Here is a 13,608-nt window from a genome sequence, read left to right on the forward strand (position 1 = left end):
GCACCTGTGATCGGCGCGCCAGAGGGCTTCTTGAAGAAAATCCGACCGTCGGTAAGTCGCTGATTTGACGTCACCTTGCTGTCATATAAATGTCATGTGACATTGCGATGATGCGGCTCAGTGAACCTGCCATTTGCGCGACCGACGCACCCTCCTCGCAGCGAGCCTTCATGAACCACAGCCTCGATATCAGCCATCGCGATCCTGATCTGTTTGGCCTGCTCTACGGCTTTCGTTTCCTGCCCGGCGAACGTGGCCGCGAAGTCGACTCGGCGACAGCGTTGCGCTGTTTGCAGGACGACAACGACACGGGCGAATTCCTCTGGCTGCACCTCAATCTTGCGCATGCGGCGTGCGAACGCTGGATGAAAAGTCATCTGCAATTGCCTGAAGAGTTTTTCGAGGCGCTGCACGAAGGCTCGCGTTCGACGCGTATCGAACATGTCGATTCGGCGTTGCTGGCGGTGGTCAACGATGTGGTGTTCAACCTCAGCAGCATGGTCTCTTCGGACGTGTCGACGCTGTGGGTTTGTGTGCGCAGCAAACTGATCGTCAGTGCGCGTTTGCAACCGCTGCACTCGGTGGACAAATTGCGCTCATCGGTGAAGGCCGGCGAACGCTTTCGTTCGCCCTCGGAGTTGCTTGTGCATCTGCTGCGCGATCAAGGCGAAGTGCTGACGCAGATCGTGCGCAAGACCAGCCTGAGTGTCGATCAGGTCGAGGACGAATTGCTTTCCTCGCGACTGTCGACCAACCGCGCCGAACTGGGTGCCAACCGGCGCGTGCTGGTACGTTTGCAACGGCTGCTGGCGCTGGAACCGGGCTCGTTGTTACGCCTGCTTAATCGGCCGCCGCCATGGTTGCAGAAGGAAGACGTCAAGGAGCTGCGCAAATCCACCGAGGAGTTTGCGCTGATCATCAACGACCTCACGGCCCTCGGTGAGCGGATCAAACTGCTCCAGGAAGAGATCGCCGCCAACCTCAACGAGCAGAGCAACCGCACGTTGTTCACCCTGACCGTGGTCACGGTGCTGGCTCTGCCGATCAATATCATTGCCGGTTTTTTCGGGATGAATGTGGGCGGGGTGCCGTTGTCGCAGGATCCGGAGGGGTTCTGGATATTGGTCGCGCTGGTGGCGACGTTTACCGTGATTGCCGGGCGTTGGGCGTTTCGCAAGCGCGGAGATTACTGACGCCTGAACGCTCGTTCCCACGCTCTGCGTGGGAATGCATCAAGTGACGCTCTGCGTCACAGGGACGCGGAGCGTCCCGGGCGTCATTCCCACGCAGAGCGTGGGAACGAGCAGAAGACCGACGGTTGGGTTAATCAGCCAAACACTGACATGGCGCAGTCTCTCTGTAACATTCTGCAACGATCATGGGCGACATTCCTTCCCTCGCTCAGGATTGTCCTGCCATGGCTACTCCCTCCCTGACCGCCAGCCCCGCGTCCGCCGCCAGCGGCAGGCCAGCCCTCGACAAGAAAACCAGCCCGTTTACCTACGTGATCTTTTTCGCCGTGCTGGCGATGGGGATGCTGTTCACCGCCTACAGCCTGATGCACGACATGCACGAACTCGGCACGGTGGTCACCACCTGGACGCCGTTTCTGCTGCTCGGTGTGGCGTTGCTGATTGCCCTGGGTTTCGAGTTCGTCAACGGTTTCCACGACACCGCCAACGCCGTCGCGACGGTGATTTACACCCACTCGTTGCCGCCGAACGTGGCGGTGGTCTGGTCGGGGTTCTTCAACTTTCTCGGCGTGCTGCTTTCGAGCGGCGCGGTGGCGTTCGGCATCATCGCCTTGCTGCCGGTGGAGTTGATTCTGCAGGTCGGTTCGTCAGCCGGTTTTTCGATGATCTTTGCTCTGCTGATTGCGGCGATCCTGTGGAACCTCGGCACCTGGTGGCTGGGTTTGCCGGCGTCGTCATCGCACACGCTGATAGGCTCGATCATCGGCGTCGGCGTGGCCAACGCCTTGATGCACGGCCGCGACGGCACCAGCGGTGTCGATTGGGCGCAGGCGACCAAGATCGGTTATGCGTTGCTGCTCTCGCCGTTGGTGGGTTTCGGTTGTGCGGCACTGTTGCTGCTGGCGCTGCGCGCCTTCGTGAAGAATCGTTCGCTGTACAAGGCACCTGAAGGCAACACGCCGCCACCGTGGTGGATTCGCGGTTTGCTGATTCTGACCTGCACCGGCGTGTCCTTCGCCCACGGCTCCAACGACGGCCAGAAAGGCATGGGCCTGATCATGTTGATTCTGGTCGGTACGCTGCCAATGGCCTATGCCTTGAACCGCACGATGCCAGAAGAACAATCGTTGCAGTTCGCCGCTGTGGCACAAGTCACCCAGCAAGCGCTGGTGAAAAGTGCGCCGCTGCCGACGCCGGCCGATCCGCGTGCAGTCCTTTCCGATTACGTGCGCAGCAAAGAGCCTACTCCGCAACTGATCCCCGCCCTCGCCGCCCTCACCGGGCACATTGGCGAAGAAGTCAAAGGCTACGGTTCGCTGGCGAAAGTCCCGGCCGAAGCCATGGGCAACGTGCGTAACGACATGTACCTGGCCAGCGAAAGCATTCGCCTGATGGACAAGAACAAGGTCGGCAATTTCGACGCTGATACCAGCAGCAAACTGCAACTGTTCAAACAACAGATCGACAACGCCACGCGATTTATTCCGCTGTGGGTGAAGATCGCCGTGGCCATCGCGCTCGGGTTGGGCACCATGGTTGGCTGGAAGCGGATTGTGGTGACGGTCGGCGAGAAGATCGGCAAGACCCACCTGACCTATGCGCAAGGTGCCTCGGCGGAAACCGTGGCGATGTTGACCATTGGCGCGGCGGACATGTTTGGTTTACCGGTGTCGACCACGCATGTGTTGTCCTCAGGCGTGGCCGGGACCATGGTTGCCAACGGTGGCGGGTTGCAGATGAAGACCATCCGTAATCTGCTGATGGCGTGGGTGCTGACCCTACCGGCGGCGATCCTGCTGTCAGGCAGCCTCTATTGGCTGTTCACCCAGATCTTCTGACCGAAGAAAGTCCCCTGTAGGAGTGAGCCTGCTCGCGATAGCGGTGTATCAGTCAACATTGATTAAACTGACACACCGCTATCGCGAGCAGGCTCACTCCTACAGTTTTGACCGGTGTTCAGGTTTTAGAGCGCGGAGCGGATCAGATCGCCCAGCCAATCCATAAACACTCGCACCCGCAACGGCAAATGCCGCTGCCGCGCATACAACAATGAAATCCCCATCGCCGGCGCCGTGAACTGCGGCAACACGGTCACCAGTTCGCCGTTTTCCAGATGCGGCTGCATGCCGGTTCGCGGTACCTGCGTCAGACCAAAACCGCCGAGGCACGCCGACTCGTAAGCGTCAGTGCTGTTGACCGTAATGCTGCCAGCCATCGGCAAGCGTTTAACCTGACCGCCCTCCTCGTACACGAACCCTTCCGAACGCGAACCCAATACGCCGACGTAATGCACCAGTCGATGCTGCGCGAGATCTTCCAGCGACTCCGGCACGCCGTAGCGCTCGAGGTACGCGGGGCTGGCGCAATTGACCATGGGGAAGTCACCGAGGTGCCGCGCGACCACCGATTGATCCGGCTGCGCGCCAATCCGCACCACGCAATCGAACCCTTCGCTGAGCAAGTCGACGCGGCGGTCGGTGCTGCTGATTTCCAGTTCCAGATTCGGGTGGCGATCCATGAACTGCGGCAAGCGCGGCATGATCAGGCGCCGCGCGAGAATGTTCGGCAGGTCGACACGAATGCGCCCGGTCAGCGACGCCTCGTCCTGGCGGAACAAGCCTTCGATCTCATCCATGTGCGAGAGCAGATCCTTGCTGCGTTCGTACAGCACCAGACCGTCCTGCGTCGCCTGTACTTTGCGTGTGGTGCGTTGCAGCAGGCGCGTGCCGAGCAGCGCTTCGAGCGCTTGCACATGCTCGGAGACGGTCGATCGCGGTAAGCCGAGGTTTTCTCCGGCGAGGGTGAAACTCGACAGTTCGCTGACCCGGACGAAGGTGCGCAGCAGTTCCAGTTTGTTCATGAGGCACCTGTCGATTGTTTGGCTAATCCGATCAGTGATTCCGGTTTAGCTCTGTTTATCACCTCAGGGCGGATAAATAAACTGGGTCCCATCACCACTCACCGCAATCGAGGAAGCTTCCATGAATCGTAAAATCGCATTGATCACCGGCGCCAGCCGTGGCCTGGGCAAGAACGCCGCTCTGCACCTCGCCGCTCAGGGCATCGACATCATCGGCACCTACAACAGCCGCGCCGATGAAGCCCAGGCGCTGGTGCTTGAACTGGAAAAATTCGGCGGCAAAGCCGTGATGCTGCAATTGGATGTCAGCCGCAGCGAGAGTTTTGCCGGTTTCGGTGCGCAGGTTGAGCACGCGTTACAGGAAACCTTCAAACGTCAGCGCTTTGATTTCCTGATCAACAATGCCGGCATTGGCGTGCACGCGCTGTTCGCCGAAACCACGCCGGAGCAGTTCGATCTGCTGATGAACATCCAGTTGAAAGGGCCGTTCTTTCTGACCCAGCAGTTGCTGCCACTGATTAACGACGGCGGACGCATCATCAATATTTCCAGCGGCCTGACCCGTTTCAGCCTGCCGGGTTACGGCGCTTATGCGGCGATGAAAGGCGCGATGGAAGTGCTGACCCGTTATCAGGCCAAGGAGCTGGGTGCGCGGCAGATTGGCGTAAACATTCTTGCTCCGGGCGCCATCGAAACTGACTTCGGTGGTGGCGCAGTACGCGACAACTCGGCGCTGAATGCGATGGTCGCCAGCAACACCGCGCTGGGCCGAGCCGGTCAGCCGGATGATATTGGCGGAGCGTTGGCGCTGCTGCTGTCGCCGGGTGGACAGTGGATCAATGGCCAGCGTGTTGAGGCATCCGGCGGTATGTTCCTCTAACTAACGCTGAAATACTTTCCCTTGTGGGAGCTGCCGAAGGCTGCGATCTTTTGATCTTGCGCTTAAAAATCAAGAGCAAAAGATCGCAGCCTTCGGCAGCTCCTACACGGGGTGGTGTTAGCCTTGGCAGGCGTTGCGGGTCATGAAGCGCTCACGCACTACGTCATAACCCCAGTGATAAACGTAGGTGTACGGCAGGAAAAACAGCAATACGCCGATGTCGAGCAAAAACGCCTGCCACAGGCTGACCGACAGCCACCAGGCAATCAACGGCACGCCCATCACGATCAAACCACCCTCGAACAGCAGCGCGTGCACCGCCCGTACCCAGGCGTTGTGCGCAACGTTCATACGCGCCAGCAGGCGATCGAAGAAGCGGTTGAACACCACGTTCCAACCCAACGCCAGCATGGCAATCAACACCGTCACCGCGCCCATTTCAAGCATCGGTTTTTGCATGATCCACGCCAGCAACGGGGTGCAGATCAGAATCGCCAGCAGTTCGAAACCGATGGCCTGAAAAATACGTTCAGTGATGGATTTATTGGCAGTCATGGCCCGAGTCCTTGAGTGAAGATGGTTGCCATGATCCATCCTAAAACCGATACTTCATAATCAATAACCATCGATCAAGGCGATAGTTGATGATCTCGCAAGAAGTGCTGTTGGCGTTTGTCCAGGCTGCCACGCAAGGTTCGTTTTCGGCAGCGGCGCGCAAGCTCGGGCGCAGTCAATCGACCATCAGCGCGGCGGTGGCCAGCCTGGAGATTGATCTGGATCTGCTGCTGTTCGATCGCAGCAGCCGCAAACCGACGCTGACTCCCGCCGGGCATGTGATGCTGCAACGCGCCGAGGCGATTCTGGCGGCCAGCAGTCGTCTGGAAATGACTGCGCGGCAGTTGTCCCAAGGCGTCGAGCCAAAACTGACGGTGGCAATTTCCGATACCTATCAGTCGGACCGTTTTGAAGCGGCGTTGGTCGGGTTTGAGCAGCGTTATCCGGATCTGGAACTGGAATGTCTGATCGCTGAATGCGATGACCTCGTCGAGTTGGTCCAGCGTGGTCGTGCGCATCTGGCATTCGCCGAAATGCAAGAGAGCTACCCGCCGGATCTGGTCACCTCGACCGTCGCCGAGCGCACCGAAATTGCCTTGTTCGTCAGTCGTGAGCATCCGCTGGCGAAGCTTGATCACATTGATCAGCATGTGCTGGAGCAGCACCGCGAATTGCGTCTGGCGACCATCGTCAATCCGTATGACAGTCGCGGCAAAGGTCGGGTGTGGTCGGCACCGAGTTATCTGATGCTGCTGGAAATGGCCGAAAAAGGTTTTGGCTGGGCGCCGTTGCCGCGTTGGCTGGCGCAGCGCTTTGGCAATGATTTGCTGGTGGAGTTGAAGGTGCGCGGCTGGCCGAAACCGGTGTTTGTCGATGCGTTGTGGTCGCGGCTGTATCCGCCGGGGCCGGCGGGGAGTTGGTTGTTGAGCAAGATGCTGGAATAGCGGCGCTGCCAATCGCTGGCAAGCCTGAAGTCAAAAGCCCCTCACCCCAGCCCTCTCCCGGAGGGAGAGGGGGCCGACCGAGGTGTCTTGCATCAGACATCGACCTGAAAGACCGAGTCGATTATGGATTCATTGCGACCTTAAACCTCAACCAGATTGAGTCGATTCTGGATTCAATACCGATCGTTCACGTCGGTGAACCTCTTTAATATCCCCCAATCAGTCCCCTCTCCCCCTGGGAGAGGGCTAGGGTGAGGGCAATTCCAGCACCATGAGCCGCCCTTGAATAAACCGCCGCTCCGGCTCTTGTCGGGTCAGCTCCAACGCCCGCCAATACGCCGCCCGCGCCTCCTCCACCCTGCCCAACTGCCGACAAAACTCCGCCCGAGCCGAATGCGCCAAGTGGTAATCCTGCAGCTCTCCTCGCGCCAAAATCCCTTCAATCAGATTCAACCCTGCCAACGCCCCGTCGCGCTTGGCCACCGCCACCGCCCGATTCAACTCAATCACCGGCGAAGGCACCGCCCGCAACAGCACGTCATACAAACCAACGATCTGCTCCCAATCCGTCTCCCCAGCCGTCGGCGCCTCGGCATGCACCGCCGCAATCGCCGCCTGCAAACAATACGGTCCAAACCGCCGCGTGGTCAGCGCACGCTCAACCAGCGCACAACCTTCAGCAATCAGCCCGGCATCCCACTGAGATCGATCCTGGTCATCCAGCAGCACCAACTCACCACTCGGCGAAGTGCGCGCCGAGCGTCGCGATTCGTGCAACAGCATCATCGCCAACAGCCCCATCACCTCCGGCTCTGGCAGCAACTCCATCAACAACCGCCCCAGCCTGATCGCCTCACGGGTCAGATCCTCACGCGTCAATTCAGCCCCGCCCGACGCCGAATACCCCTCGTTGAACACCAGATAAATCACCCGCAACACACTGTCGAGGCGTTCGGGCAATTCGCTCAGGCTCGGTACTTGATAAGGGATTTTCGCATCACGGATCTTGGCTTTGGCGCGCACGATGCGCTGGGCAATTGCCGCCGGCGCGGAGAGAAAGGCGCGGGCGATTTCCTCGGTGGTCAGGTCGCAGACTTCACGCAAGGTCAGCGGCACCTGCGCATCCGCCGCCAGTGCCGGGTGGCAGCAGGTGAAGATCAGCCGCAGGCGATCGTCTTCCACGTCTTCACCGCTCCAGTCGGCCTGTTCAAGTTCTTCCAACTGCGCCAACAACAATGGCTGCGAGGCCTTGAACCGTGCGCGGCGGCGTAACACATCAATCGCCTTGAAGCGCCCGGTAGACACCAGCCAGGTGCGCGGATTATCCGGCACGCCGTCGCGCTGCCAGCGCTCGACCGCGACGAAGAACGCCTCGTGCAAGGCTTCTTCGGCGAGGTCAAAATCACCCAGCAGGCGAATCAGCGTCGCCAGAATCCGTCGCGAGTCTTCGCGATAGACCTGCTCGACCCGCGCCCGAACCTCAGACATTCAACTGCCGCACCGGGCGCACTTCAACGCTGCCAACCCGCGCGGCCGGAATGTTGCCGGCGACCTGAAGCGCTTCGTTGAGATCTTTGGCGTCGATCAGGTAGAAGCCGGCCAGTTGCTCCTTGGTTTCGGCAAACGGGCCATCGGTAATCGACAGTTTGCCGTTGCGCATACGCACCGTGGTGGCGGTCTGCACCGACTCCAGCGCTTCGGCGGCAACCATCCGCCCGCTGCCCTGAATCGACTCGGCATAAGCCCAGCACTCGGCGTCTTCCGGGCTGTCGGGCGACGAATGCAGCAGGCGCTCATCGCTGTAGACCAAGCATAGATACTTCATGGCGTTCTCCTGAATCGGACGGTTCAACTATGGCTGAAGATCAGGGAGTCACATCGAACAGGGTCGCGCCGCTCATCGGATCGAACGGCGCCGACCAGTGTTCGTGTGCGATTTTCCACGCCCCGCCGACCTGCCGATAGCAGGCGGTGACGCGCATCCAGCAGCTCTGGGTTTCGCCCTTGTCGTTGGTGCCGCCGCAGTTCGCTACCCAGTGGGCGAAGGCGATGTTGTCGGCGCTTTCGATGGCGATTTCGTGGAATTCGAAAATGTGCGGGCCTGGACACATTTCCATGCACTCGACCCAGTGCGCGCGGTAGGCGGGCTTGCCCTTGAATTGCAGGGCCTTGATCGCGTCGAAGGAGACGATGTCATCGGCATACAACGCCATGACTTTCTCCACGTCCTTGGTCATGACGGCTTCGCGGTAGGTGTTGATCAGGGTCTGGATTTCAGATTGTGCGCTCATGCTGTTCTCCGTGGTTTTTGTTGTGAAGACACCCTTAGTCGTTCGGCGATTGGGCAGATCGACAGAGCAAACAAAAAAATTCTACAGAAGACAAAATCGCTAGAATCCGCGACTTACCTTGTAGGAAAAAGGAAATTCCCGTGTCAGCCCAACTCGTGCCGTACGACAGCCTGAACGCCTTGCAGCGTCAGCAAGTCGAGGCGATTGAAATCCATGCCGAGCAGATCAAGTTCTCCGGCGATATCCACGGTGCCTTGCACACGCTGCTGTCGAAACCCGGCCCCGGCGTGAAAGGTTTCGCGCTGTTGGCGGATGACGTGCCGGTGGCGTTTCTGCTGCTCAAGCGCCCGCCGGTGTTGCCAGCCTGGGCCGATGAACACAGCGCCACCTTGCATGCGTTGCAGGTCGATCGCCGCGCGCAGGGCAAGGGTTTCGGCAAGGCCTGTCTGCAAGCGCTGCCCGAGGTTGCGCGTCAGGCTTGGCCGGAGATCAAGGGGCTGGAATTGTCAGTAGATGCGGATAACGACGCGGCCATCGCCCTGTACGCCAAACACGGCTACGTCGACAGCGGTGAAGCGTACAAGGGCCGGATCGGTTACGAACGGCGCATGGGCCTGGTTTTCTAAGTCATCGAGGGATGCACGATGATCGATTCAATCGAAGCGCTGGAAGCGATTTACGGACTGCCCCACGAGCGGGCGGTGCGCAAGCAGATCGGTTTTCTCAACGAGGATTATCAGGCGATGGTGCGGGTTTCGCCGCTGGTCATCGTCAGCTCGGTGGGCGCCGATGGCCTCGATAATTCGCCGCGCGGGGACAAGCCCGGGTTTGTGCGGATCATTGATGAGCGCACCCTGGCCCTGCCGGATCGCCCGGGCAACAACCGCATCGATACCCTGCGCAATGTGCTGCAGGATTCGCGGGTGTCGTTGTTGTTCATCATTCCGGGCATTGGCGAGACATTGCGGGTCAACGGCACGGCGACGATCAGCGCAGATCCGCAACTGCTGGAAAGCTTTGCGGTGAATGGCAAACCGGCGAAAACGGTGTTGCTGGTGACGGTGGAAGCGGCGTTTTTTCACTGCTCGAAAGCCTTCGTCCGCTCCGACGCATGGAACCCGGAAACCCACCTGCCGCGCTCCGCCCTGCCCTCTGCGGGCGCCTTCCACAAGCGCCTGAACGATGGCGAATTCGACGCCGAAACCTACGACCGAGAAGCCCCGAAAAGAGTAAGTGACACCCTCTACTGATACTCCCGTAAATGATCGTTCCCACGCTCTGCGTGGGAATGCAGCCGGGGACGCTCTGCGTCCCAAAGTCGTGACGCAGAGCGTCACAGGAGGCATTCCCACGCGGAGCGTGGGAACGATCAGTATCAGTGTTGGGTTATAGGGTCAGGATCATCTCGTGCCACGCCATGCCGCCGTGGTCCGACTCCGACGGTTTGATGTAGGCAAAGCCAAACCCGGCATACAGCGGAATATGCTTTTCCTTGCACATCAGGTGAATCGTCGCTTTATCCATCCCGCGCATGCGCTCGATGAACTCGCCCATCAAGCACTTGGCCAATCCCTGCCCCTGATAATCCGGGTGCACCACCACCGACATGATCACCACGTTCGGGCCTTTCGGGTCGTGGCCGATCAACTCTTTGAAGGCCTCGTCCGACATCTGCACATCAAACGCCGCGCCGGAGTTGACGAAACCCGCCACCACGCCATCTACCTCGGCGACGATAAAACCCTCTGGCCAAGTGGCAATGCGCGTAGCGATCTTCTCGAGGGTGGCCGCTTCGTCACCTTCGTAGGCAACGGTTTCGATGGCGTAGCAGCGGTCCAGGTCGGCGGCGGTGACGTTGCGTATGACGGTGTTCATGGCGGCTCGGAAATCAGCAGAAGAAAGTGCCGAAAGCATAAAGGAATAAGGCCTGCATATCGATGCGCACGGACGGCGTAAAGCTTGCGTATAAGCGCTTTTCTTCGTGCAGGCGGCGGGCTATTTCTGAGGTGTGTCTTTGACTACCCTTGGGGGAAACCGCTTATGAGCAGCGTTGAAATCGGCCTGTTGATGGTGTTGGGCATCAGTACATTCGGCTTTATCACCTTGGGCATCGACCTGTTGCGGGCGCGACGGTTGGGCAAAGGCAAGCGGGGTTGAAAACCATGAGGCGGATCACTGATCCACCTCATGCTTGTTGGCTCAGGCCTTGGTATCGACCGGCACGCAGATTTCCAGCTTGCCGGTGTGCAGCTTCGGATTGAAATCGGCGCTGTAACGCTCCAGCTCCGGGGCGTTGAGCTCCACGTAATGAGAGCTCGGCAACCAGGTCTTGTAGATGTATTGCAGGGTTTGCGGCAACTGATCGAGCGGTCCCTTGTGCTCGAACACCGCGTATTGCCGGGGCAGCACTTCCACCCACTGGTAGACCTTTTGGTCGAGGTCATCGAGCTTGCTGATTTCCACCCCGGCGATGTAATCGAAGCCGCCCTTGCCATCGAAGTTGCTGCAGACACCGTAGGTCACTTCGTTCTTTTGCCCCTGGATCTTTCCCAGGTGCGGCAAGAACTTTTCCCACAGCGCCGGAATGTCTTTGGCTGTGTCTTGCGTAAATCGACCGCGAAAGCCTGCAATCAGCAGGAAGTGTCCATGTTCGAAGCGAGGTTCAGCCACTTCGACGCGTGTTTGCTCATCCATGACTCGACTCCTGGAACAAAAAAGGGGTTCGGCTGGGAGTATAGAAAGCCAAACCCAATTCGCACGCTTACAGCGAATGCAACTGCTCGACGGCGCCCGAACCGACAAACTCGTTATAACCGGATACGATCACGTAGACCGCGAAATAGCAGAAGATCGCTGCAGATGCCATATAGGAATAGCGCAACAGCTTGTCGCCCAGCAGTTTGCCGCCGTGGCTCGCCGCGAAGCACAAACCCGCCGACCACAGCAGCCCGGCGCAAAGGAAACCGCCAAGGAACAGCGCCGAACTCAGCGGCCCACCGCCACCGGAGCGGGCAATCAGCGTACCGCCCACCGCGGCAAACCAGAGAATCGCGCTCGGCGACGACATGGCGAGAAAAATCCCCCGGAAGAATTCCTTGCGATGGGAGTTCCGCCCCACTTCCGCCGTCTCGGCCAGCAGCGCTTCGTGATGGATCGCCGAGTAGATCATCTTCGCCGCAAAGTAGATCAGCAGCACCGAACCACCAATCCACAGGACCCAGCGCACGCTTTCGTATTGCAGCAAAACGGTCATCCCGGCCAGCGCCAGCACCGCGTAAATCAGGTCGCCGACGCAGGTGCCAAGGCCCAGCGCAAAACCCTGAAAGTAACCGCGCTGCATCGCCAGCGTGATCATCGCAATATTGGCCACGCCGATATCCAGGCACAGCGAAAGGCTCAGCAAGAAGCCGCTGGTGAATTCCATCAACCGATTTCCTTGGGACAAAATTGTTTACAAACGGGCTGGACAGTATGCCATCACTGACCTTATCTTCCGCCACAGGTCACCGCAGTGACCAGCGTCGCTCGGACGGTTCCGGGCGCTTACGTTATCCGAGGCAACAATGGCTGAACAAGGTTCGCCGCGCCGCTTTGCGCGCATAGATCGACTCCCCCCTTACGTTTTCAACATCACCGCCGAGCTGAAGATGGCCGCGCGGCGTCGTGGTGAAGACATCATCGACTTGAGCATGGGCAACCCCGACGGCGCCACGCCGCCGCACATTGTCGAAAAACTCGTCCAGGTTGCCCAACGCGAAGACACCCACGGTTACTCGACGTCCAAGGGCATTCCGCGCCTGCGCCGGGCGATTTCCAACTGGTACAAGCAACGCTACGAAGTCGATATCGACCCGGAAAGCGAAGCCATTGTCACCATCGGTTCCAAGGAAGGCCTGGCGCATCTGATGCTGGCGACCCTGGATCAGGGCGACACTGTTTTGGTGCCCAACCCGAGCTACCCGATTCACATTTACGGTGCGGTGATTGCCGGCGCCCAGGTGCGTTCGGTGCCGCTGGTGCCGGGCGTGGACTTCTTCGATGAGCTGGAACGGGCCATTCGCGGTTCGATCCCGAAGCCAAAAATGATGATCCTCGGCTTCCCGTCGAACCCGACTGCGCAGTGTGTGGAGCTGGATTTCTTCGAACGGGTGATCGCCCTCGCCAAGCAATACGACGTGCTGGTGATTCACGATCTGGCGTACGCCGACATCGTCTACGACGGCTGGAAAGCCCCGTCGATCATGCAGGTGCCGGGTGCCAAGGACATCGCGGTGGAGTTTTTCACCCTGTCCAAGAGCTACAACATGGCCGGCTGGCGCATCGGCTTCATGGTCGGTAACCCGGAACTGGTCAACGCCTTGGCGCGGATCAAGAGCTACCACGACTACGGCACCTTCACCCCGCTGCAAGTGGCCGCGATTGCTGCGCTGGAAGGTGATCAGCAGTGCGTGCGCGACATTGCCGAGCAGTATCGCCAGCGCCGCAACGTGCTGGTCAAAGGTCTGCATGAACTGGGCTGGATGGTCGAAAATCCGAAAGCGTCGATGTATGTCTGGGCGAAGATTCCCGAGCAGTACGCGCATCTGGGTTCGCTGGAGTTCGCCAAAAAACTGCTGGCCGAGGCCAAGGTGTGCGTCTCGCCGGGGGTGGGGTTTGGCGAGTATGGCGATGACCATGTGCGCTTTGCGCTGATCGAAAACCAGGACCGGATTCGTCAGGCGGTACGCGGGATTCGCGGGATGTTCCGGGCGGATGGCCTGGCCCCGAAAACCACTGCCTGACGCACTGATCGTTCCCACGCTCCGCGTGGGAATGCCTCAATGGACGCTCTGCGTCCGCTTTGGGACGCAGAGCGTCCCGGGCTGAATTCCCACGCAGAGCGTGG

General features: G+C 59.5%; 15 protein-coding genes. 7 read left to right on the plus strand and 8 right to left on the minus strand.

Annotated elements, in window-relative coordinates; genetic code table 11:
* The first annotated feature begins 170 nt into the window (after positions 1-170).
* Positions 171-1,193: a transporter gene (locus AB4N44_RS10155; protein WP_077574218.1), complete on the plus strand. Its 1,023-nt coding sequence runs from the start codon at positions 171-173 to the stop codon at positions 1,191-1,193.
* A gap of 224 nt (positions 1,194-1,417) precedes the next feature.
* Positions 1,418-3,031 (plus strand): inorganic phosphate transporter, encoded by a 1,614-nt coding sequence (locus AB4N44_RS10160; protein ID WP_137219010.1) that lies wholly within the window; start codon positions 1,418-1,420, stop codon positions 3,029-3,031.
* Between the two features lie 125 nt (positions 3,032-3,156).
* On the opposite strand, the gene AB4N44_RS10165 is transcribed toward AB4N44_RS10160, so the two are convergent.
* Positions 3,157-4,053 carry a LysR family transcriptional regulator gene (locus tag AB4N44_RS10165; protein WP_123596133.1) on the minus strand — a complete coding sequence of 299 codons (897 nt, stop codon included), beginning with the start codon at positions 4,051-4,053 and terminating at the stop codon, positions 3,157-3,159.
* 121 nt (positions 4,054-4,174) lie between these two features.
* Between AB4N44_RS10165 and AB4N44_RS10170 the strand changes: the two genes are divergently transcribed.
* Positions 4,175-4,933 carry an SDR family NAD(P)-dependent oxidoreductase gene (locus AB4N44_RS10170; protein WP_316916956.1) on the plus strand — a complete coding sequence of 253 codons (759 nt, stop codon included), beginning with the start codon at positions 4,175-4,177 and terminating at the stop codon, positions 4,931-4,933.
* A 117-nt stretch (positions 4,934-5,050) separates the two neighbouring features.
* On the opposite strand, the gene AB4N44_RS10175 is transcribed toward AB4N44_RS10170, so the two are convergent.
* The gene (locus AB4N44_RS10175) at positions 5,051-5,488 is read right to left on the minus strand and encodes a multidrug/biocide efflux PACE transporter (protein ID WP_460109031.1); all 438 of its coding nucleotides are present in this window, start codon (positions 5,486-5,488) and stop codon (positions 5,051-5,053) included.
* An 89-nt stretch (positions 5,489-5,577) separates the two neighbouring features.
* On the opposite strand from AB4N44_RS10175, the gene AB4N44_RS10180 reads away from it, so the two are divergent.
* Positions 5,578-6,432, plus strand: coding sequence for a LysR family transcriptional regulator (locus tag AB4N44_RS10180; RefSeq protein WP_460109028.1), 855 nt, complete (start codon positions 5,578-5,580; stop codon positions 6,430-6,432).
* 246 nt (positions 6,433-6,678) lie between these two features.
* On the opposite strand, the gene AB4N44_RS10185 is transcribed toward AB4N44_RS10180, so the two are convergent.
* The 3 genes from AB4N44_RS10185 to AB4N44_RS10195 are packed head-to-tail and all read right to left on the minus strand — an operon-like array spanning position 6,679 to position 8,723.
* Positions 6,679-7,920 carry an RNA polymerase sigma factor gene (locus AB4N44_RS10185; RefSeq protein ID WP_460109025.1) on the minus strand — a complete coding sequence of 414 codons (1,242 nt, stop codon included), beginning with the start codon at positions 7,918-7,920 and terminating at the stop codon, positions 6,679-6,681.
* Positions 7,913-8,257: a YciI family protein gene (locus AB4N44_RS10190; protein WP_077574226.1), complete on the minus strand. Its 345-nt coding sequence runs from the start codon at positions 8,255-8,257 to the stop codon at positions 7,913-7,915. Before AB4N44_RS10190 ends, AB4N44_RS10185 begins: the two co-directional genes overlap by 8 nt.
* A gap of 40 nt (positions 8,258-8,297) precedes the next feature.
* A complete protein-coding gene (locus AB4N44_RS10195; RefSeq protein WP_127929466.1) occupies positions 8,298-8,723 on the minus strand; it encodes a YybH family protein in 426 nt (141 codons plus the stop codon).
* A gap of 140 nt (positions 8,724-8,863) precedes the next feature.
* Here AB4N44_RS10195 and AB4N44_RS10200 point away from each other — a divergent pair, with 140 nt between their 5' ends.
* Entirely contained in the window at positions 8,864-9,349 is a 486-nt protein-coding gene (locus AB4N44_RS10200) for a GNAT family N-acetyltransferase (RefSeq protein ID WP_223027469.1), read from the plus strand.
* Between the two features lie 18 nt (positions 9,350-9,367).
* Complete coding sequence (locus tag AB4N44_RS10205; protein WP_160041527.1) at positions 9,368-9,973, plus strand: pyridoxamine 5'-phosphate oxidase family protein; 606 nt, start codon at positions 9,368-9,370, stop codon at positions 9,971-9,973.
* A 136-nt stretch (positions 9,974-10,109) separates the two neighbouring features.
* Here the strand turns inward: AB4N44_RS10205 and AB4N44_RS10210 are convergent, their stop codons facing one another.
* From AB4N44_RS10210 to AB4N44_RS10220, 3 genes are all read right to left on the minus strand, one after another.
* Positions 10,110-10,598: a GNAT family N-acetyltransferase gene (locus tag AB4N44_RS10210; protein WP_316916959.1), complete on the minus strand. Its 489-nt coding sequence runs from the start codon at positions 10,596-10,598 to the stop codon at positions 10,110-10,112.
* Between the two features lie 324 nt (positions 10,599-10,922).
* Positions 10,923-11,417: a GyrI-like domain-containing protein gene (locus tag AB4N44_RS10215; RefSeq protein ID WP_122598741.1), complete on the minus strand. Its 495-nt coding sequence runs from the start codon at positions 11,415-11,417 to the stop codon at positions 10,923-10,925.
* 67 nt (positions 11,418-11,484) lie between these two features.
* Positions 11,485-12,147, minus strand: a complete 663-nt coding sequence (locus AB4N44_RS10220; RefSeq protein ID WP_460109021.1) for a LysE family translocator — start codon at positions 12,145-12,147, stop codon at positions 11,485-11,487.
* 139 nt (positions 12,148-12,286) lie between these two features.
* On the opposite strand from AB4N44_RS10220, the gene alaC reads away from it, so the two are divergent.
* Complete coding sequence (gene alaC / locus AB4N44_RS10225; RefSeq protein WP_007917802.1) at positions 12,287-13,504, plus strand: alanine transaminase; 1,218 nt, start codon at positions 12,287-12,289, stop codon at positions 13,502-13,504.
* Positions 13,505-13,608: the final 104 nt, after the last annotated feature.

The sequence above is a fragment of the Pseudomonas sp. S3_C06 genome, from assembly GCF_054667675.1.